The 17,509-nt window shown below is 66.5% G+C and carries 17 protein-coding genes; 6 read left to right on the forward strand and 11 right to left on the reverse strand.

From position 1 onward, the window contains the following. Window positions 1-183 precede the first annotated feature (183 nt). Complete coding sequence (locus ACZ7OY_RS41370; protein ID WP_472250685.1) at window positions 184-522, forward strand: hypothetical protein; 339 nt, start codon at window positions 184-186, stop codon at window positions 520-522. Between the two features lie 48 nt (window positions 523-570). On the opposite strand, the gene ACZ7OY_RS41375 is transcribed toward ACZ7OY_RS41370, so the two are convergent. Continuing rightward, window positions 571-768 carry a hypothetical protein gene (locus tag ACZ7OY_RS41375; protein WP_472250686.1) on the reverse strand — a complete coding sequence of 66 codons (198 nt, stop codon included), beginning with the start codon at window positions 766-768 and terminating at the stop codon, window positions 571-573. Window positions 769-822: 54 nt separating this feature from the next. Next, on the reverse strand, window positions 823-1,443 hold the full coding sequence (locus ACZ7OY_RS41380; protein WP_472250687.1) for an FG-GAP repeat protein: 621 nt from the start codon (window positions 1,441-1,443) through the stop codon (window positions 823-825). A gap of 339 nt (window positions 1,444-1,782) precedes the next feature. On the opposite strand from ACZ7OY_RS41380, the gene ACZ7OY_RS41385 reads away from it, so the two are divergent. Continuing rightward, the gene (locus ACZ7OY_RS41385) at window positions 1,783-2,253 is read left to right on the forward strand and encodes a hypothetical protein (RefSeq protein ID WP_472250688.1); all 471 of its coding nucleotides are present in this window, start codon (window positions 1,783-1,785) and stop codon (window positions 2,251-2,253) included. A gap of 22 nt (window positions 2,254-2,275) precedes the next feature. On the opposite strand, the gene istB (ACZ7OY_RS41390) is transcribed toward ACZ7OY_RS41385, so the two are convergent. The 5 genes from istB (ACZ7OY_RS41390) to ACZ7OY_RS41410 form a co-directional block, all read right to left on the reverse strand. Then, window positions 2,276-3,046, reverse strand: coding sequence for an IS21-like element helper ATPase IstB (gene istB / locus ACZ7OY_RS41390; RefSeq protein ID WP_472250689.1), 771 nt, complete (start codon window positions 3,044-3,046; stop codon window positions 2,276-2,278). Further along, window positions 3,043-4,437 (reverse strand): IS21 family transposase, encoded by a 1,395-nt coding sequence (istA, locus tag ACZ7OY_RS41395; RefSeq protein WP_472250690.1) that lies wholly within the window; start codon window positions 4,435-4,437, stop codon window positions 3,043-3,045. The genes istB (ACZ7OY_RS41390) and istA overlap by 4 nt, the downstream gene beginning before the upstream one ends. A gap of 233 nt (window positions 4,438-4,670) precedes the next feature. Then, complete coding sequence (locus ACZ7OY_RS41400; protein WP_472250691.1) at window positions 4,671-5,363, reverse strand: SMI1/KNR4 family protein; 693 nt, start codon at window positions 5,361-5,363, stop codon at window positions 4,671-4,673. Between the two features lie 528 nt (window positions 5,364-5,891). Continuing rightward, a complete protein-coding gene (locus ACZ7OY_RS41405; protein WP_472250692.1) occupies window positions 5,892-7,214 on the reverse strand; it encodes an epoxide hydrolase family protein in 1,323 nt (440 codons plus the stop codon). Between the two features lie 392 nt (window positions 7,215-7,606). Continuing rightward, entirely contained in the window at window positions 7,607-8,062 is a 456-nt protein-coding gene (locus ACZ7OY_RS41410) for a hypothetical protein (protein WP_472250693.1), read from the reverse strand. Between the two features lie 871 nt (window positions 8,063-8,933). Between ACZ7OY_RS41410 and ACZ7OY_RS41415 the strand changes: the two genes are divergently transcribed. From ACZ7OY_RS41415 to ACZ7OY_RS41425, 3 genes are all read left to right on the forward strand, one after another. Continuing rightward, window positions 8,934-10,361: a glycoside hydrolase family 16 protein gene (locus tag ACZ7OY_RS41415; RefSeq protein ID WP_472250744.1), complete on the forward strand. Its 1,428-nt coding sequence runs from the start codon at window positions 8,934-8,936 to the stop codon at window positions 10,359-10,361. 19 nt (window positions 10,362-10,380) lie between these two features. Further along, the gene (locus ACZ7OY_RS41420) at window positions 10,381-11,877 is read left to right on the forward strand and encodes a glycoside hydrolase family 64 protein (RefSeq protein ID WP_472250694.1); all 1,497 of its coding nucleotides are present in this window, start codon (window positions 10,381-10,383) and stop codon (window positions 11,875-11,877) included. A 406-nt stretch (window positions 11,878-12,283) separates the two neighbouring features. Continuing rightward, window positions 12,284-12,352 (forward strand): hypothetical protein, encoded by a 69-nt coding sequence (locus ACZ7OY_RS41425; protein ID WP_472250745.1) that lies wholly within the window; start codon window positions 12,284-12,286, stop codon window positions 12,350-12,352. Between the two features lie 29 nt (window positions 12,353-12,381). On the opposite strand, the gene ACZ7OY_RS41430 is transcribed toward ACZ7OY_RS41425, so the two are convergent. The 4 genes from ACZ7OY_RS41430 to ACZ7OY_RS41445 all read right to left on the reverse strand — a co-directional run bounded on the left by ACZ7OY_RS41430 (window position 12,382) and on the right by ACZ7OY_RS41445 (window position 16,311). Beyond that, window positions 12,382-13,131 carry an MFS transporter gene (locus ACZ7OY_RS41430; protein WP_472250695.1) on the reverse strand — a complete coding sequence of 250 codons (750 nt, stop codon included), beginning with the start codon at window positions 13,129-13,131 and terminating at the stop codon, window positions 12,382-12,384. Window positions 13,132-13,134: 3 nt separating this feature from the next. Continuing rightward, entirely contained in the window at window positions 13,135-13,905 is a 771-nt protein-coding gene (gene istB, locus ACZ7OY_RS41435) for an IS21-like element helper ATPase IstB (RefSeq protein ID WP_472250696.1), read from the reverse strand. 300 nt (window positions 13,906-14,205) lie between these two features. Then, on the reverse strand, window positions 14,206-15,084 hold the full coding sequence (locus ACZ7OY_RS41440; RefSeq protein WP_472250697.1) for a hypothetical protein: 879 nt from the start codon (window positions 15,082-15,084) through the stop codon (window positions 14,206-14,208). Window positions 15,085-15,768: 684 nt separating this feature from the next. Then, window positions 15,769-16,311 carry a TetR/AcrR family transcriptional regulator gene (locus ACZ7OY_RS41445; protein ID WP_472250698.1) on the reverse strand — a complete coding sequence of 181 codons (543 nt, stop codon included), beginning with the start codon at window positions 16,309-16,311 and terminating at the stop codon, window positions 15,769-15,771. Window positions 16,312-16,468: 157 nt separating this feature from the next. Between ACZ7OY_RS41445 and ACZ7OY_RS41450 the strand changes: the two genes are divergently transcribed. Continuing rightward, window positions 16,469-17,380, forward strand: a complete 912-nt coding sequence (locus ACZ7OY_RS41450) for an MBL fold metallo-hydrolase (protein WP_472250699.1) — start codon at window positions 16,469-16,471, stop codon at window positions 17,378-17,380. Window positions 17,381-17,509 lie beyond the last annotated feature (129 nt).

The raw sequence follows: 17,509 nt of genomic DNA on the forward strand, positions 1-17,509 counted from the left end.
GCAGATGTTCGGCCGCGCCGGGTTCCCGCTCCTCCGGAAACGAGTCCTCCTCGCATGACGCTGCGTCACCACCCCACACAACTTGGGCCAGACCCCCAAAGAAGTGGTTACAAACAGGGAGGATTCCTGGCGGACGGTGGAGGTGCGCTGTCGGTGCGTTCCTGGACGGAGCGGTGTGACGTCATGACGTTCGAACATCCGGCGCGCAAGCGCGAGGACGGCAGGCGTGGGCGGTTCGAGGAACTCGCGGAGCTGGCGTCGAACTTCACGAGCTCGCCGCTGTTTGCGATCCTGTGCCTGTGCCTGGTGGCGGCGTTCTCTGCGGTGCACGTGGCCGGGCTGTCGATGGAGTGGCAGCTGTTGGTCGGCGACTCGATGGGCGCCGTGACGCTGTTGCTGCCGGCGATGCTGAAGAACACCGAGCGCAGGCCGAGCACGCAATCCAGCGCAAGCTCGACGCCATCGCGCGGGCGATGCTGGAGCAGCAGGAAGGCCGGTGTGGGCAGGCGAACGAGGACCTGAAGGAGGCCGTCGGCATGGAGGAGCGGCTGTGAGGCACAGCTCGGTCGTTCATGCCTGGACGGTGATCGCGACACACAGCACGGCGATGTGGGGGGCGAGTCGGGCCAGGTGGTCACCGAGGCGTCCGGAGTGCAGGCGCCGCAGCGCCCGTACGAGCCGCGCGGCGGCGTGATGCGCGGACAGTGCGGGGTCCGCTGCATCGTGAGCGACGAGGACGGAATCGTCCTGCTCTCCGTTGAACTCCACCGCGATCCGCAGGGCTGGTCCGGCCCTTGCGTTGCCCGGCCGACCGCTGAGGCTCTACGACGGGTCTACTTCAGGTCCTGCCGACTGGCGATCCGCGCAGGCGCCGTAGTCGAGGGTGTCGGGGTCGCGGGAGGGGAAGTCCCACTCCCCGTAGAAGCCGGTCTCCTCACGACTCACGGACACGCCGCCCCTGTCCTGCCGGCCGATGACGCTGTAGACGGCGCCGTCCCCGCCCGACTGGAAGACCTCCAGCTCGGCGCGGCCGTCGTGGTTGGTGTCGATGGCCCGTGCCTCGTACACGAACGACGACGACCACATTCGGATGGTGCCGGTCCGGCCGCTGCTCAGGTCGCGGGCGAGAGGCCCGTAATGCACCTCATGCACCACCATGTTGTCCATCGGTGTGTCGCCGTTGTTCCCCTGGCTGTAGAAGACGGCCAGGTCGAGGTAACCGTCGCCGTCGAAGTCGCCGAAGGCCCCCCGGGTCTTCATGTTCTTCCTCCATGAGCCCTGCAGCATCTGCCAGAACCCGCGGGCATCGTCGACTTCGACGACGGTCCGGTGACCGTATCCCCGGAAGACCACCGAACCGGTGCTCTCGTTGATCTCGTCCAGGTGTCCGTCCGCGTCCACGTCGGCGCGCAAGGTGGAGCCGTCAGCGGCGCAGATGGCCATGGGAGCGTGATCCCCGGGTCGGGGTTCGAGGCTCTGCAGAAGCCACATACCACCGGCGAACACGGCAAGAGCGGTTGCGAGTCGCTGGCGGCGTGTTCGCGGTCGCGGCAGCGATGTCAGCAGGCTCCGGAACGTGGCTCGCTTCGGGACAGGAGAAGTCGGCACACCAGGAACCTACCTGCGTGCGTGACGTCGGCTCGACCCGCCGTCGGAGTGCAGCCGTGGGAAGACCACCGAGTGCAACTCCAACGGCCACTGGGGCCGGTTGCCCGACGCCGGCGACATCGCGGCTGCGTTCGCCGACATCCTGAGCCTGCAAGTGTCGGCGTACTCGTGAAAGTGCTCAACGAAGTACGGATGAATGTGCTCAGACGGGTGTTCGTTTGTGGGCTCGGACAGGTGGACGCGTGCGACGATCGTGTTGTGGAGAGTCCTGATCCCTTGTTCCGTCGGCGCTTGTTGCTTGAGTCGCTGACCGTGCTAGCGGCTGATGCCCAGTCCCAGGTTGCCTGGCTGGCCAAGCACGACGTGGTGACGGATGAGATCGCCCTGGACTTCGATCACGCTTTTGGCATGGCTGAGGTACTGGTGGAGGCTGGGCAACTCGGTCGCGGTGTCCTGCATGACCTGCGGGAGATCGACGCCGTTCTCAGCGAGATGAGCGGTGCGGAAAACGCTGATCGGTGGACGAGGGACGCGTTGTCCGTCGATGGGGGATGGATCCAGACCCGACGGCTGGCCCGCCGGGTACTCGTTGCCGAGCTGGGTGAATGGCAGCGGCCGCTTCCGGAGATTTCCGTCATCCGGTGACGGACTCCATCGTTCTTGCTGGTCAGGCCACTTGGGTGTCCCGTTCGATGGCGGCGAGCCGGTTCTTGAGCCGGTAACTGGGGCCGTTGATCGAGATGACGTCGCAGTGGTGAAGCAGCCGGTCGAGGATGGCGGTGGCCAGTACCTCGTCGCCGAAGACCTGGCCCCATTCGCTGAAGGCCTTGTTCGAGGTCAGGATGATCGAGCCCTTTTCGTAGCGTTTGGAGATCACCTGGAAGACGAGGTTGGCCTCCGCTCGTTCCAGGGGCTGGTAGCCGACCTCGTCCACCACAAGGACGCTGGGACGGAGGTAGGTGCCGAGTTTGCTGGTCAGACGCCCTGCGGCTTCGGCAGTAGTGAGGTTGCGGACCATGTCGTCAAGGCTGGTGAAGTAGATCGAGTAGCCGGCCCGGCAGGCCGCGACCGCAAGGGCGACGGCGATGTGGGTCTTGCCGACCCCGGGCGGCCCGAGCAGGGCGGCGTTCGCTTTGGCCTCGACGAAGGAGAGGGTGGCGAGGTCCTTGACCTTGCGCGGGTCGAGTTCGGGCTGGAAGGAGAAGTCGTAGTCCTCCAGCGTCTTGTGGTGCGGGAGCTTTGACAGCCGCAGGCCCTGTCGGAAGCGGCGGTCGTCGCGGACGGCCAGTTCCTCGGACAGCACCAGGTCGAGGAAGTCGAGGTAGCCCATCTTGGCCTCGTCGGCCCGCTGTGCGTACTGGTTCAGGGCCTCGGCCAGGTGGGGCAGGCCGAGCTTCGCGGCCGTGGTGCGGATGCGGTTGCCGGTCAGCTCGCTCAAGACGACTCCTGCTTGTTGGCGGCGGTGGTGAAGGGGCGGGTGCCGGTCAGCTCGTCATAGACCGACAGCGGACGGCGTCCGACCTGAACGTTGGCGGCCGCGGCCCGGGTCAGGAGGGCCTGCAGCGGTCCGGCCTCCTCGCCCAGGGGCGCCTCCTGGCGGGGCCTGGGGACGATGTCGCCGGTGGTGACACGGCGGTTCCTGCCGTCTGGCAGACCGTCCCAGTGCTTCTCGTCGACGACGCGGACGCCTCTGCCGACCGCTCGGGGGTGGGCGGCCAGCAACGTGGAGCCCTCGTCATCGGCGGTGGTGGCATGGAGCATGACCTGGGACTTCGTTGCCCGGACCTCGATGAGCTGGCGGGCATGGACCTTGCGGGCCGGCACCGAGTAGAGGTTTCCGGCGAAGGCGACGAGGCAGTCCTTGCCGACCGGCCGCAGGTGCCGCTGGGTGACGACATAGGGCGTTTCTGGCAGCGGCCGCAAGGCCATGTGATCCCTGACGGCCCGCAGGCCGATGACCTCGCCGTGGGTGCGGTGGGTCCGGGCCCGCCGAAGGGGCACCCAGGCCATGAACGCTGAGTTCATCTCCTCGATGGAGGCGAAGGCCCGGCCGGCCAGGACGTGGTCCCGGACGATGTCGACCTGGCGCTCGACCCGGCCTTTCCCGGTGGGGCGGTAGGCCGCCAGGACGTCGATGTCGAAGTCGTAGTGCCCGGCGAACGCGACTGCTTCCGGATGCAGCGGAACGGCCTCACCTGGGGCGACATGCCGACGGACTACCGTCTTGGTGCGGTCGTAGACGATCGACATCGGGACCCCGCCGAAGTGGGCGCACGCCTGGCGGTGGCAATCGAAGAAGGTGGCCAGGTCCTGGCTTGTGGTGAAACAGCAGAACGGGTCGCGCGAGTAGGACAAGACCATATGGAACGAGTAGACCTTCGGGATCCCGACATGGGCGAGGATCTTGCCCTCGTCACCCCAGTCCACTTGTGCCTGGGCTCCGGGAACAACCTCGAACCGGCGGTGCAGGCCCGCCAGGTCACCGGGAGCGATGCCGAGTTCCTCTGCGATCCGGGGACGGGCTTCCTGCAGGTAGAGCTTCACACGCTGGTAGTTGCCGGTGAATTGGTACTCCTGGGCCAGCCGCTCGTGGACGACCGCACCCTTGATCGTGATCTCCGCCCGCAGCATCGCGTCGATCAGCGGAGCGACCTCGTCGACCACCCGCTTGCGTGGCCGACCGTTGGCCGACCGCCGAGGCGGCGCGACCGGGGCCTGGGACAACAGGTACTTCCGGACCGTCCGACGGTTCAGACCGGTCTCCTTCGCGATCTCCGACAGGCTGATCGCACCGGACTCATACAGACCACGGAACCGGCGAAGCTCCAACCACCGATGAGGGTCCAAAACCATGACCAGCCGCCCTCTGCCGCCCCAACAGATCAAGCAGCTGATTGCCCAGCAACGGCGTCCCGCACCTCACGAATTGAGCACGTTCATCCGTACGTGACTGGGCACGTTCACGTGTACGCCGACAGCAAGGAGCACGAGCACGAGGACACCCGCTGGCCCGGAGACCGACGCCGGAATCTGATGGCCGGCGACGTCCTTTCGCTCGGCGGTCAGGTCCGCTGTGAGTCGGCCTGCGCTGGTGGTGCTGCCGCGAGTTGCCGTTCGGTGCGCTCGAGCCATCTGAGATACCAGTGGGCGAAGTCGTACCCGGACGGCTTGATCCCCAGGTCCGCAGGACGTAGATCCTCCCAGACGGCGCCCCGGTGGGGGCCCGTCATCACCAGCAGCGAGGTGTAGCCGCATCCCTGCTCACTGAGGAACACCGCTCCTGCCTCCTGGGCGTCGCTCAGCTCCTCGTAGCGCGCGTCCCATGCCGCGTGCGCGCGGCGAAAAGCGTCGTCGTCCGCGAAGGCCCCTGACTGCGGCTCCTGTGTCTCGAGCGAGTCGAGGTCCTGCTGAAGTGCCTCGGCGACGAAGGGCCGTCCGGCGAACTCGGCCGTGGTCGGCTGCGCCGAAAAGGCGAGCCCGATGCCGCGCCACTGCCACTGGCCGCCGTCGCGCACAGGCGTCATGAGGCCGTAGTCGGGGCCGGCGCCTCCGCTGCCGACGCAGAGCAGAAAGCTTCGGTACTGCGCCGGCAGCCCGATGCCCAGGTCGGCCTCGAGCGCCTGCAGTTCTTCCTCGTCCATCACCGGACCGAGCCGGAAGCGGTGCCCCCGTGCCCCGAAGACCTTCTCCGCCCCGGGGTGTCCGGCCAGCCGGAGCACCCGCTGGCGCACATGCGCCCATATCTCCTCGGTCATGGCTGCACGCTAGTGGGCCGCCCACCACGCCGACATGTGAATTTTTTGCGGCGCTCGACTCCGGCCGAGACAGCGACCCGGTCGTGACCGCGATGTCGCGAGCGTGGTGCAGTTCACAACTGCCTTTGCACGGCTGCTTTTTGCGTGACAGCCGTCGAACTTGCCTTCCGTTCGTGCGCCACCAGGCAGGAAGCCGGACGGGCCCACCCTCGGGCGAACGCTGCGGCCCTGTCGGCGACCGCGGCGCAGCCGGGACGGCGGCTGCACGCAGTGCTGACGCTGCATCAACAACACGCCTTCGCGGCGGATTTCGCCCGGCCGGTGACCAGACGAGCGGGCCCTGCGGTGTATGCGGCCGACGAGGCGGGCAGGGGCAGCACCCGGGCGCGTCACACGCGACACACCCGGGTGCCCGCGATTGCGGTGGAGCCGGACTGCGGTCAAAAGACGGTCCGCTGCTGGCTGCACCGCTTCAACCGTCCCTGATGGGCCGATAGGTGTCGCGGGTCCCAGCCTCCTGGCCGGTACCTACTTTCCTGCGCTCTGCTGCCTACGCAGTGACGAGAAGGCGGCCCGGAGTTCGTCCGTGAAGATGTTCGGGACTTCCCAGGCCGCGAAGTGGCCGCCGCTGCGTGCCTTGTGGAAGTAGAAAAGGTCGTGGTAGGCGCGTGACGCCCAGCTGCGCGGGGCCTGGTAGATCTCGCCGGGGAACACTGAGATGGCGGCCGGGAGGGATACCGAAACGGCGTTGAAGTTGTTGGCGTTGTTCTCCCAATAGAGCCGCGACGAGGAGACCGCTGTGTTCGTCACCCAGTAGAGGGTGATGTCGTCGAGCATTTCGTCCTTGGTGAGCACACGCTCGGGGTGGCCGCCGCTGTATGTCCATGCCGCGAATTTGTCGTACATCCAGGCGGCCAGTCCGGCGGGCGAGTCCGTCAGTCCGTATCCCTCGGTCTGAGGGCGGGTGACCATCATGGCCGAGTAGCCGGATCCGGTCTTGTAGAAATCGGCGAGCTTGTTGTAGGCCGCCTTTTCGTCGGGGCCGAGACCGGCCGGCACCGGGTCGCCGCAGGCGAGCTTCTCCGCGATGTCCGGGGGCACGGTGGCCGGGAAGTTGACGTGGATCCCGAGAAGTCCTGGAGGCCGCTGTACAGCCATTTTGTCCGATATCACGGCACCCCAGTCGCCGCCTTGGGAGACGTAGTGCTTGTACCCCAGGCGGTCCATCAGCACGGCCCAGGCGCGCGCGATGCGGTCCGGGTTCCACCCGGTGGCCGTCGGCCGCTCCGAGAATCCGTAGCCGGGCATCGACGGGATGACGAGGTGGAAGGCGTCCTCGGCACGGCCTCCGTGGGCCGTGGGGTCGCTGAGTGGCCCGATGACCTTCAGGAACTCCAGGATGGAGCCGGGCCAGCCGTGGGTCAGGATGATCGGCAGGGCGTTCGGGTGGCGGGAGGGGACGTGGATGAAATGTATGTCCAAGCCGTCGATCTCGGTCAGGTACTGCGGCAGGGAGTTGAGCGTCTCCTCGACGTTCCGCCAGTTGTACCTCGTGCCCCAGTACTGGGCGAGTTGCTTCATCGTGGCGAGTTGGACGCCTTGGGAGCTGTCCTTGACCGTTTCCCGGTCGGGCCAGCGCGTCGCCATGATCCGACGGCGCAGATCTGTTAGGTCCTGCTGTGGAATGTTCACGCGGAAGGGACGGATGCTCTGCCGCTCACTCGCTGAGAGCGGCTTGCCTGAATATTCCCAGAACCGCAGTCCGAGAGTCCCGGTCGCCGCCAGGGTCAAAGTGGTGGTCGATGCAGCGAGGAAATTGCGACGGGAGTACGGGCGGAGAAATTCGGGCATGACAGATCTCCCTGCATTAAATCCTGGATCCGGAGACGCGGAGTGCGCGGAGAAAAATCCTGCATGAATCTTCTATTTATTGGCGCGAGCTGAATCCTGCCCGCACCGAGTTGCTTCACGGCAGGTCGACCGACTCGAGTCTTGCCACTCAAAGAGTGCAGTCGCGTGTCATCGAAGCGCTCAGGCGACTCGACTGGCTCATTGCTGACCGTAACGCTATCTCTCCCTGCGTAAGCGAGCAACCTGGACGGGAGTCGGGGCGGCATCGCCGACACGGGCTTCGGTCCGGTCGACGACCTCGGTGACGAAGAGGCGGCCGCAGAAATGTTGATCTGTATCCCGCGGCTGGTCCTGTGTGAAATTTATGAGGATGGTGCACTGCCGGATATCCGCTAATTCACTCCGGAGGAAGATGAGCGAGCGGTTTCGGCGCTGTTTCTCCTGCTTGACGAATTTGCCGAATCACGCTGCCGCCGATAATCTTCGTGGCGCGTTGGTCCGAGCCGCTGGCTGTCAGGCGGAGTGCTGCTCGCCCGGTTCGGCCAGCTTGGCTGGGTCGGGGTGGTGTAGTAGACGGATGCACCCTGTTTGGTGCGTTGGGCCTGGGTCTTGGCCACGAGCCCTTCGAGTGTGGTGTGCACGACGGTTTTTTTGATGGTGCGCTCGGGGTGCTGTTGTCCCAGGGCGGTGGCGATTTCGGCAGCGGAGCGGGGTTCGCTCCGGGCCGCCAATTGTTCGCGCATGGGGTCGACGAGCGCGGGCGATGTTGACCACGCGGCCTGTGCCTTGGCGGCGGTCTTCTTGCCGGTTCGTTTCCGGGGCACGGCAGGCTGCTTGGGTGCGCCCAATGTCCCCGCTGGCTTCTTGCGGGCGGCAGGCACCGAGGCGGCGGATTCGGCTGTGGGTGCAGCAGTCGGCGCAGGGATGCCGAGCCTGCGTTCCGCGTAATTCGGGGTTCTGGAGTCCCTCCCGGGCTGAAGGTGCAGGTCAGTGGGTTGGGTGCTGGTGACGCGGGCGGATTCGCCTGGCTTGACTCTGTCTGGGATCTTGGAGCGTTCGAGGTCAGGTGCCCAGGGTGCGCCAGGTGGGCGCTGACCACCTCGTTCAATGGGGCTCCTCCCGTTGGGGTTGGGTGGTGAAGGGACGAGGCCCGGTCGGCTCGCGATGGGCCGGCAGAGGGCTGCGGTCGGCCTCGACGCGGACGGCCGCAGCCGGATTCAGGAGAGTCGTCCGTGAGCCGGACGCTCTGGAGCACCACCCGAATGCGGGTCACGGGGCGCCGGCCCTCATCCATCACGCGCCCAGGCCCGATTCCTGCATGTGGTCGCACCCTCAAATGACGCACGCCCTTGCCGGGCACGGCAGGAACTGCGCCGGATCTGTGGTGCTGTGGGAGCCGCTGCGGGCCAGTGCCTGGGCTTCCTGCCGCTCGCTGACCACGTTCACCTTCAGCCGGAGATCAATTTCGCGACGAGTCTCAAGTCCGACGCGTCAAGGTCGACTGACTGACTGACTGGCTGAGTGGCGTGGCACCTTCGGAGCAGCCTCAGCCTGGGGCAAGAGCTGCGGATGACGTGGACGCGCCGGCATCCAACGCTTGAAACCTGTGGGCGGATTCTTGATTCCTGTGCTTCAACTCTTGACGGTCGAAGGGGTGGAGAGCACAGTGTGGCCGACGCTTTGAGAGCGCTCTCAAGGTTTCGTGATCGTGACGACTCGATGAAAGAGGTACCGTCCGTGGAACGAAATCCGCACGTCAGCTCGCCCATGAGGCGAAATCTGATCGCCGCAGTCAGCGCGTTGTTCCTTGCCGCTGTAGCCGTCGGCGTCACCGTGCCCGCGAATGCCTCCGCGCCCCCACCGCCGTCTGGTTGGACGCAAATCTTCGCCGACGACTTCAATGGACCGGCCGGTTCTGGCATGAATACGGCGAACTGGCAGTACACGACAGGCACCAGCTATCCGGGCGGACCCGCCGGCTTCGGTACGGGCGAGGTCGAGACGATGACCTCCAGCACCAACAACGTTTCACTCGACGGCTCCGGCAACCTCCGCATCACTCCCCGACGGGACAGTGCCGGAAACTGGACCTCCGGCCGAGTCGAAACCGTCCGGTCCGACTTCCAGCCGCCCGCCGGCGGAAAGCTGCGTGTCGAGGCACGGCTTCAGATGCCGAACGTGACAGGTGCAGCCGCCAAGGGCTATTGGCCCGCCTTCTGGATGCTCGGCACCCCCTATCGCGGCAACTGGTGGAACTGGCCGGGCGTCGGCGAACTGGACATCATGGAGAACGTCCAAGGCATCAACAACGTGTGGGCCACGATGCACTGCGGCACCAGCCCGGGCGGTCCCTGCAACGAGAAGTCAGGCATCGGTGGGCAGAAGGTATGCGCGGGCACGACCTGCCAGGCCGGCTTCCACACCTACGCGGTCGAGTGGGACAAGTCGACCAGCGTGCAGGAGATGCGCTTCTACCTTGACGGCGTCAACTACCACACCGTCCGCCAGAACCAGGTCGACGCGGCCACCTGGGCCAACGCCACCAACCACGGCTACTTCATCATCCTGAACGTCGCCATGGGCGGCGAATTCCCCGCGGCCTTCGGCGGTGGGCCCGACGGTGGCACCGAGCCCGGCCACCCGCTCATCGTCGACTACGTCCAGGTCCTGCAGTCCACCGGCAGCGGTGGCGGCACTCCGACCGACCCTCCCACCACACCGCCGCCGTCCGGCAACCGCGACGCATACGGCACCATCCAGGCCGAGTCCGCGGACCAGCAGTCGGGACTGACCACGGAGACAACCACTGACACCGGCGGAGGCCAGAACCTCGCAACCGCCGCCAACGGCGACTGGGCCTTGTACCAGGGCGTCGACTTCGGCTCCACACCGGCCAGGCAGTTCATCGCCCGCGTCGCCAGTGGTGCACCCGGTGGCATCAGCGGACTGGTCGAAGTACGCATCGACAGCCGCACCAACGCACCAGTGGGCAGCTTCGCCGTGGCCAACACCGGAGGCTGGCAGACCTGGAAAGACATCCCGGCCAACATCAGCGCCGTCACTGGCAAGCACGACGTCTACGTCACCTTCACCAGCGGCCAGCCCGCCGACTTCGTGAACATCAACTGGTTCAACTTCGGCCACTGACCGCCAAGAGGGATTGCCCATGACCAGACATCCATCACACAAACGGCCCCTGGCCACCGCCCTCACCATCCTCCTGACGTTCATAGGCCTCATCCTCACCACCCCCGCGCCCGCACAGGCCGCGGCCGACTACACCCAAGGGGTCACGCCGACCGGCTCCGGCACAGCCGAGATCTGGTTCAAGCCCACCACGTCCGCCTCCCTCGTCGACGTGCACTACCTCTCACCCAACGCCGGCCAGCAAGACTTTCGCATGACGAACAACGCGGGCACGTGGCAACAGAACGTCAGCAACCTGCCGAGCGGCTTCACCCTCGAGTACTGGTTCACGTACGAGAAGAACGGCCCGCTCTACGACACCCCGCACTTCACGTACGCAGTTGGCGACACGGGAGGCGGCGGAGGCGGCGGTGCGGGTACCTTCCCGATCACCTTCCAGAACAACACCCGCGGCGTCTACAGCAACTCGCAGATCTACATCACCGTGCTGGGGCAGGTGACGCCCGGCCAGTGGTCGTACATGAAGGCCGACGGGACGATGGCCCACATCAACCACCTGGAAGCGACGGCGCCCGCACATCTCACCAAGAGGGGCGTGAACTACCCCAACATGTCGTTCACGCTGACCCAGTCGGCCGGTTCCGTGCCCTCACCCACAGCCATCCGCGGGGGGCGGATCTACGTCTCACTGGGATCTCCCATGTACATCCCTGTCTCTCCCGACGACCAGGGCTGGGGCGGCCCCGACCTGCGAAACCCCAACGATCCCAACACCGACGTCTACTACGACTGGTACGAGTACACCTACGTCCACGGACAGGTCGCCTTCGGCGGAAACACCACCCAGGTCGACCAGTTCGGCTTCCCCATGACCGCCCACCTGACGCAGACATCCAGCGGCTACGACAACACCCAGGGCATCGCACTGACCCGGGCGCAGGTCATGTCCCAGTACGCGGCCTCAGCAGGCGCAGCCTTCAAGCCACTGCAAAACACCTACCGCATCATCGCCCCGCGCTCCTCCGACCTCTTCCTGGCGGGAGGACAGCAAGCGAACTATCTGCAGACGTACATCGATCAGACCTGGAGCTACTACTCCACGCACCCCTTCAAACTGGCCCGGCTCGGCGAGACGTTCACCGGCCAGGTCAGCGGCACCACGCTCACCTTCACCAAGAACGGCACAGGCCCCTTCCATCTCAACAAGCCCACCTCTCCGGACGCCGTCGCCTGCGCCGGAGCACTCGCCTCGGGCAATGACACCGAGAAACAACTCGGCGCCGAATTCTGCGCCGCGTTCAACCGGGGCGTGGCCCTGGACACCTCCACCTGGTACACCCCGTCCGCCTACTACACCGCAAGCGTCAAGAACGACTACGCCGGCTTCTTCCATGGCGTCGGCCTCAACAAGCGCGCCTACGGCTTCCCCTACGACGACATCAACGATCAGTCGTCCGTACAGATTCTGGGCAACGCCAACCCGCCAACCGCGCTCACACTCGGCATAGGCTGGTGATGACCGGGCCCGCTCCGCATACCGGGGCGGGCCCGGCCTTCTCTCGCGACAGGCCGAAGAGCGCACTGTCGCCCTGGTGCTGGGGGAGCGGACTCGGTCCGCTCCTCTCCGGTATCTACACCTCCTCGCATTTGCGGTGGGCGCCGGGCAGCACGCATGACAGGCAGAAGGCGCGGTGTGGGCGTGCTGCACCTCACCCTCGGAGCCATCGCCGATTACGTTGTTGTACCTGGCGTTAGATTGCTGAGGCCGTCCTCGTCCAAGACCACCCCGTTCGTGTCAGCCGTGAGATTCTCACCCTCGGCTATGCCGACGTGTACCGGAGCTTTCCGAGGAATGGCGAAGCAGCGGCCGACCTGCATGGCCGGGACGCGGAAACGTCCTGGCTGAGATCGGCCGCTGCGACATGATCGGCGGCCAGGAAGACATGATCACCGGCGTCGCCCTCGAAGGTGTCATGGGCCGTGAGCGGTGACGTCCTGACCTCTGGACATCGGGTCTGCGCTACGGTGCCGGATTCCGCGTCATCGCAGGGTCGGCGATGACATCACCAGCGCCCCGCGGGGCGCTCGTGATCTCGCGCAGGTCCTTATGGCGTCCTTCGTGGAAGGTGAGGGCCGATACGAGGGTGACTGCGCAGAGTGCGGCGAGATACCAGGGGAAGATCCCGGGCAGGCTCCGGGCATCGAGCCATTCCATGGCGAATGGGGCCGCGCCTCCGAAGATCGCCACCGAGAGCGCATACGGCAGTCCGAGCCCGCCCGCGCGGACTTCGGTGGGCAGTTGCTCGGCCATCGTCGATCCGACGAGGGACCCGCACACCGCGAAAATCACCAGGCCGATGCTCCGTACCAGGAGCAGTGATCCGAAGCTCGGTTGCAAGAACGAGAACAGCGGCACCGAGGCGATCACGCTGAGGAAGCCGAACACCACGACGTTCCGGCGGTGGCCTACCCGGTCCGGCAGTCTGCCGAGCATCGGGAGTGCACAGATGAGCACAGCTTGGCCAATGACGCTGGCGGTGAGGGCCTTGCCGAGGTCCAGTCCGTGGTGGGTCGCGTATGCGGGCAGATACGAGGCGTGGCGAGACTCCCGAAAACGCCGGGGCGTCCGGGAGGCGCCGCCTCGGCGACATAGGTATAGCCGGCACCGGCCTCGCCGCCCGCTTCGAATGGCGATCACAAGATCTTCGGCAGAGCAGCTGTCCGCGTACTCGTCTGAGTGCACCGCCGAGTACGAGGCTATGTGCACCACTGCTCAGGCAACGTCGGTGTCCCGTGCCATGGCCTGGAGGCGGTTCTTGAGCCGGTAGCTGTTGCCGTTGATCGGGACGACCTCGCAGTGGTACAGGAGCCGGTCGAGGATCGCGGTGGCCAGCACCTCGTCGCCGAAGACCTGGCCCCATTCGCCGAAGGTCTTGTTCGAGGTGAGGATGATGGAGCCCTTCTCGTAGCGTTTGGAGACGACCTGGAAGACCAGGTTCGCCTCGGCTCGTTCCAGGGGTTGGTAGCCCACTTCGTCGACGACGAGGACAGCGGGTCGGAAATAGCTGGTGGGCTTGCTCATCAACCGCCCCTGCTTCTCGGCGGATTTGAGGTGGCGGACCATGTCGTCGAGGCTGGTGAAGTAGATCGAGTAGCCCGCACGGCAGGCCGCAACGGCCAGGGCAACCGCGATGTGGGTCCTGCCGACCCCAGGCGGCCCGAGCAGGGCGACGTTGGCCTTGTTTACGACGAAAGAGAGGGTGGCCAGGTCTTTGACCTTGCGTGGGTCCAGTTCGGGCTGGAAGGCGAAGTCGTAGTCCTCGAGCGTCTTATGGTGCGGCAGCTTCGACAGCCGGAGCCCGTTGCGGAACCTGCGGTCGTCACGGACGGCGAGTTCCTCGGCCAGCACCAGATCGATCAGGTCGAGGTAGCCCATTTTCGCCTCGTCCGCCCGCTGGACGTACTGATCGAGGACTTCGGCCAGGTGCGGCAAGCCGAGCTTGACGGCGGTGGCACGGATGCGGTTGCTGGTCAACTCGCTCAACGGGCTTCCTTCGTCGATGCGTTGGTGTTGAAGGGACGCGTTCCGGTCAGCTCGTCATAGACCGACAAGGGACGCCGTCCGACCTCGACGCGGGCGGCAGCGGACCTGTTCAGGAGAGCCTGCAGCGGCCCACTCGACCCCCCGGACGACTGGCCGCGGCGGGGCGAGGGCAGAACATCCCCCGTGGTGACGCGGCGGCCGGAGCCGGTGGGCAGCCCGTCCCAGAGTGCGGCCGCTGCGGGAAGACTGCGTCCGGGACAGCAGTCTCTGCCGCTCGCCGCTGTCCGGGCCCTGGCGGTCTTATCTGGTCAGTGGCGGGGGCGGGGAGGTCGTCGGGGTGGACTGGACGGCGTAGCCGTCGGCGAGGGAGAGGGCGGCCACGTAGTGGTGCTTGGTGTAGGCGGAGCGGCTCACGGTGTCGGTCGACAGGGGGTGCCAGGCGAGGTAGACGGTTGTTTCGACCGCGTTCTTCTTCGGTCTGCCGTCTGTCTGGATGTCGCCAGTCTGCGCGCTGGGCGTGCACGGGAGCTCCGCCACCGCCACTTGGAGTCGGATGCCGGGCCGGCCGTGCGGAGCGTCGTGTTTCTGCGTGGCCGGGCCGTAGGTCGTGGACAGGCAGATCGGCCGGGAGCCCGGGGGTTGGGTGCTTCCCCGCTGCGACGCGGCGGGGGAGGGGTCACCGCCGGCCTGGCTCAGCCAGGTCGCCATTCCGGTCAGCGTGCTCGGGGACGAACCTGAGCCCACCCAGTTCTGCTCGGCCAGCACCGTGTCGAGTTGGTGGAGGTGCGTGTGAATGTCCCCGTCGAACGCGAGGTAGAAGACGGTGCTGCGGACGCAGTTGATCGGTGCCCAGTTCGCCGGCCCGAGGAACGGGTTCTGGTTCTGCGTCTGGCAGGAGTCCGCCACCGATGTGCCGAGCGGAACGGCCCAGGGCAGCGCCGACGTCAGGTTCGTCAGGCGCGCGGAACTCGTCCGTGCCGCGGCCGCGCCGGCCGTGCGGGTGGCGGCGGAGTGTGCGAAGGCGCCGACATCGGGCGGCGTGCTGTCCAAGGCACGGTGAAACTGCCACAGCACGCAGACCACCAGCGCGCACACCACGCCGACCGCGACCAGCACGGCGATCACGCATCCGTGTGTCAGTGCCCCCGCCCGACCGCGTTCCCCCGTGGGTTGATCCATGTCTGCATGGTCGCGGGTCGACACCGGGTTCGGGACAACGGGCCGGTCTCCTTACGGTCTCGCCAACCGGAACGTCTCCTGCCTTAAGCGGTTTTCACCACCTTCGCCGGCATCAAGCCAGGCACGCTCACCCTCCGCAGCCAGAACACAGCGTCCGTCCAGATCGACGGCATCGGTCTGAACCGCTCGTAGCAAACACCCTCGCTGCCCGCCGGCAAACTGCTGCGAAGAGCCGTGGACGGGGTGGCGGCCGGATGCGATATCGCCTTCGACGGGGTCACGAGTCTCCAGTTGAGGTCTGCCGTCGCGGTCTTGTTCGTGGCTCTTCTCGGCGGATTGTCGGTGCCCGCTCCGCGGCAAGCACTGGTCCTGTGTGTCGGCGACGCTTGAATTGCGAGCCGACTCGGCCGACGCCGAAGATGGACCCGCGGTCGGTCAGTGGATGCTGTTCATTGGCGAGCAGCCGCGGTCGGGGGCGGGCCGATCTACGCGGTACGGGCTGGATGCGGACGAGGTCTGGCCGGTGGCTGATCCTTCGCGACTGTCGCCTCGAACCCGACGGTGTTCACCACTGCCCTGCACGGCAGCGCCCGCCTGCACAACCTGGCCCTCTCCGGTTAGGGGCAGGGCGAGAAGCGATGTGTCATTCGCCGACCCGAAGATTCATGTACGGGAAAGAACGGCTCATCGACTGTGCGGCGCCAGGGCCGTGTGGACGACCGTGGCGGCTGCGGTACGCGCGTCGGCGGCGACCCGGGCGTCATTGCAGGACGCGGCATACGCTGCCGCACCCTCGAAGATCACGGCGAGCTGTCTGGCCAGTCCATCCGGATCGGGAGCGCCGGCCTCGGCCGCGGTGGCCGTGAGGCGGTCACGGAAGGCGCGCTTGTGCCGCTCGACCAGCCGGGCGATGTCGGGGATGTCACCCGCGGCCTCGACGACCGCGTTGTGGAACGGGCAGCCGCGCTGGACGGCGGACGAGTCTGTTTCCAGCGGATCGAAGATGGCGAGGAGCCGCTCGACGGCGGGCAGGTCGTCGCGATCGAGCTGACGCTCGGATGCGATCGGCGTGTCCACATAGCGGCGCAGGTAGGCCTCGACGAGAGCGTTCTTGGTCGGAAAGTGCTGGTAGAACGTGCGAGTCGAGACATGGGCAGCGGCGGTGAGCGCCGCGATTCCAGTTGCGTGAATGCCGTGCCGATAGAACAGCCGCTCCGCCGCCTGCATGATCCGCTCGCGCGCCCCTCGGCCTCCGCGTGAGGCTGCCTCGGTCTCTATCTCAGTCTCCATCCCTCGAAGTATAGCGATCGTTTTACATGTCGTGGGGTCGCTGCTAGCGTCTAAGTAAATCGATCGCTTTACTTGAGACCTGTCAGGAGAACCAATGCCCGACGGCACCCTCGGATACGACGTCTTCATCTCCGACCCGTTCCCGCAGACCATCCCCGGGCTGCTGCCCAACGGCGAGCCGCGCCTCTTTGCGCCGCTGTCGACCACGCTGATCTACGGCAGCGAGGACGCCGTGCTCGTCGAAGCACCGCTCCTCACCGACCAGGCGAAGGAGGTCGGCGACTGGGTCGAGGCGCACGGCAAGCGGCTGACCCACATCTTCGTCACCCACGGCCACGGCGATCACTGGTTCACAGCCGACCTCCTGGCCCAGAGGTTCGGCGCCCAGGTCGTGGCCTCAGCCGGCACGATCACGCAGATGCGGGGCAGTGTGGCCAGCCGCGAGGCGGTGTGGGACAAGGCGTGGCCCGGGCAGATCCCGCCGTCCCCGGTCACGGCGATCACCGTGCCGGACAATCGCTTCACCCTCGAGGGGCACGAGCTGGCCATCGTCGAGGTTGGCCACAGCGACGGCGACGACACCACCGTCCTGCACGTACCCGACCTCGATCTGGTGGTGGCCGGGGACGTCCTCTACAACAATGTCCACCAGTACCTCGGCCAGTCGATGGGCGGCGGGCGCGACGCCTGGCGCCAGGCCATCGATACCGTCGAGGCCCTGAACCCGCGCCGGATCGTCGCGGGGCACAAGGACAAGACCCTCGACGACGACGCCGCCCGTGTCCTCACCGAGACCCGCGCATACCTCGACGCCGCCGATGAGCTCCTGGAGAAGCACGACACCGCTCTCGGCTTCTTCGACGCGATGCTCGAACGCTTTCCGAACCGTCGGTTGGGAGCGCTCACCCTGTGGTCCAGCTCCCAGGCACTCTGCAACTCGCGCGAGCACCCCGAAGACACCCGTCGGCACATCGTCGAAGGCTGGGTGAAGGCTTATCAGCCCTGACTGGCCACAGGATGGGCCTGGGCTATGCCTGGGCCGGGACCGTCTCGCTCGCGTCGTTGGCTTCCGTCGTGGGGGAGGGTGCGGTGTCTGTTTCCGTGGCGTCGCTATCGGAGTCGGCTGGCAGGCCGG

The sequence above is a fragment of the Streptomyces sp. NPDC107559 genome (assembly GCF_055657365.1).

Excerpts from the sequence above, each read along its gene's own strand:
- ACZ7OY_RS41445 (WP_472250698.1), bottom strand. The coding sequence starts at position 16,311 with ATGCAGGCGGCGGAGCGGCTGTTCTATCGGCACGGCATTCACGCAACT.
- ACZ7OY_RS41440 (WP_472250697.1), bottom strand. The coding sequence starts at position 15,084 with ATGGATCAACCCACGGGGGAACGCGGTCGGGCGGGGGCACTGACACAC.
- ACZ7OY_RS41400 (WP_472250691.1), bottom strand. The coding sequence starts at position 5,363 with ATGACCGAGGAGATATGGGCGCATGTGCGCCAGCGGGTGCTCCGGCTG.
- ACZ7OY_RS41420 (WP_472250694.1), top strand. The coding sequence starts at position 10,381 with ATGACCAGACATCCATCACACAAACGGCCCCTGGCCACCGCCCTCACC.
- ACZ7OY_RS41415 (WP_472250744.1), top strand. The coding sequence starts at position 8,934 with ATGAAAGAGGTACCGTCCGTGGAACGAAATCCGCACGTCAGCTCGCCC.
- ACZ7OY_RS41370 (WP_472250685.1), top strand. The coding sequence starts at position 184 with ATGACGTTCGAACATCCGGCGCGCAAGCGCGAGGACGGCAGGCGTGGG.
- ACZ7OY_RS41450 (WP_472250699.1), top strand. The coding sequence starts at position 16,469 with ATGCCCGACGGCACCCTCGGATACGACGTCTTCATCTCCGACCCGTTC.
- ACZ7OY_RS41380 (WP_472250687.1), bottom strand. The coding sequence starts at position 1,443 with ATGGCCATCTGCGCCGCTGACGGCTCCACCTTGCGCGCCGACGTGGAC.
- ACZ7OY_RS41405 (WP_472250692.1), bottom strand. The coding sequence starts at position 7,214 with ATGCCCGAATTTCTCCGCCCGTACTCCCGTCGCAATTTCCTCGCTGCA.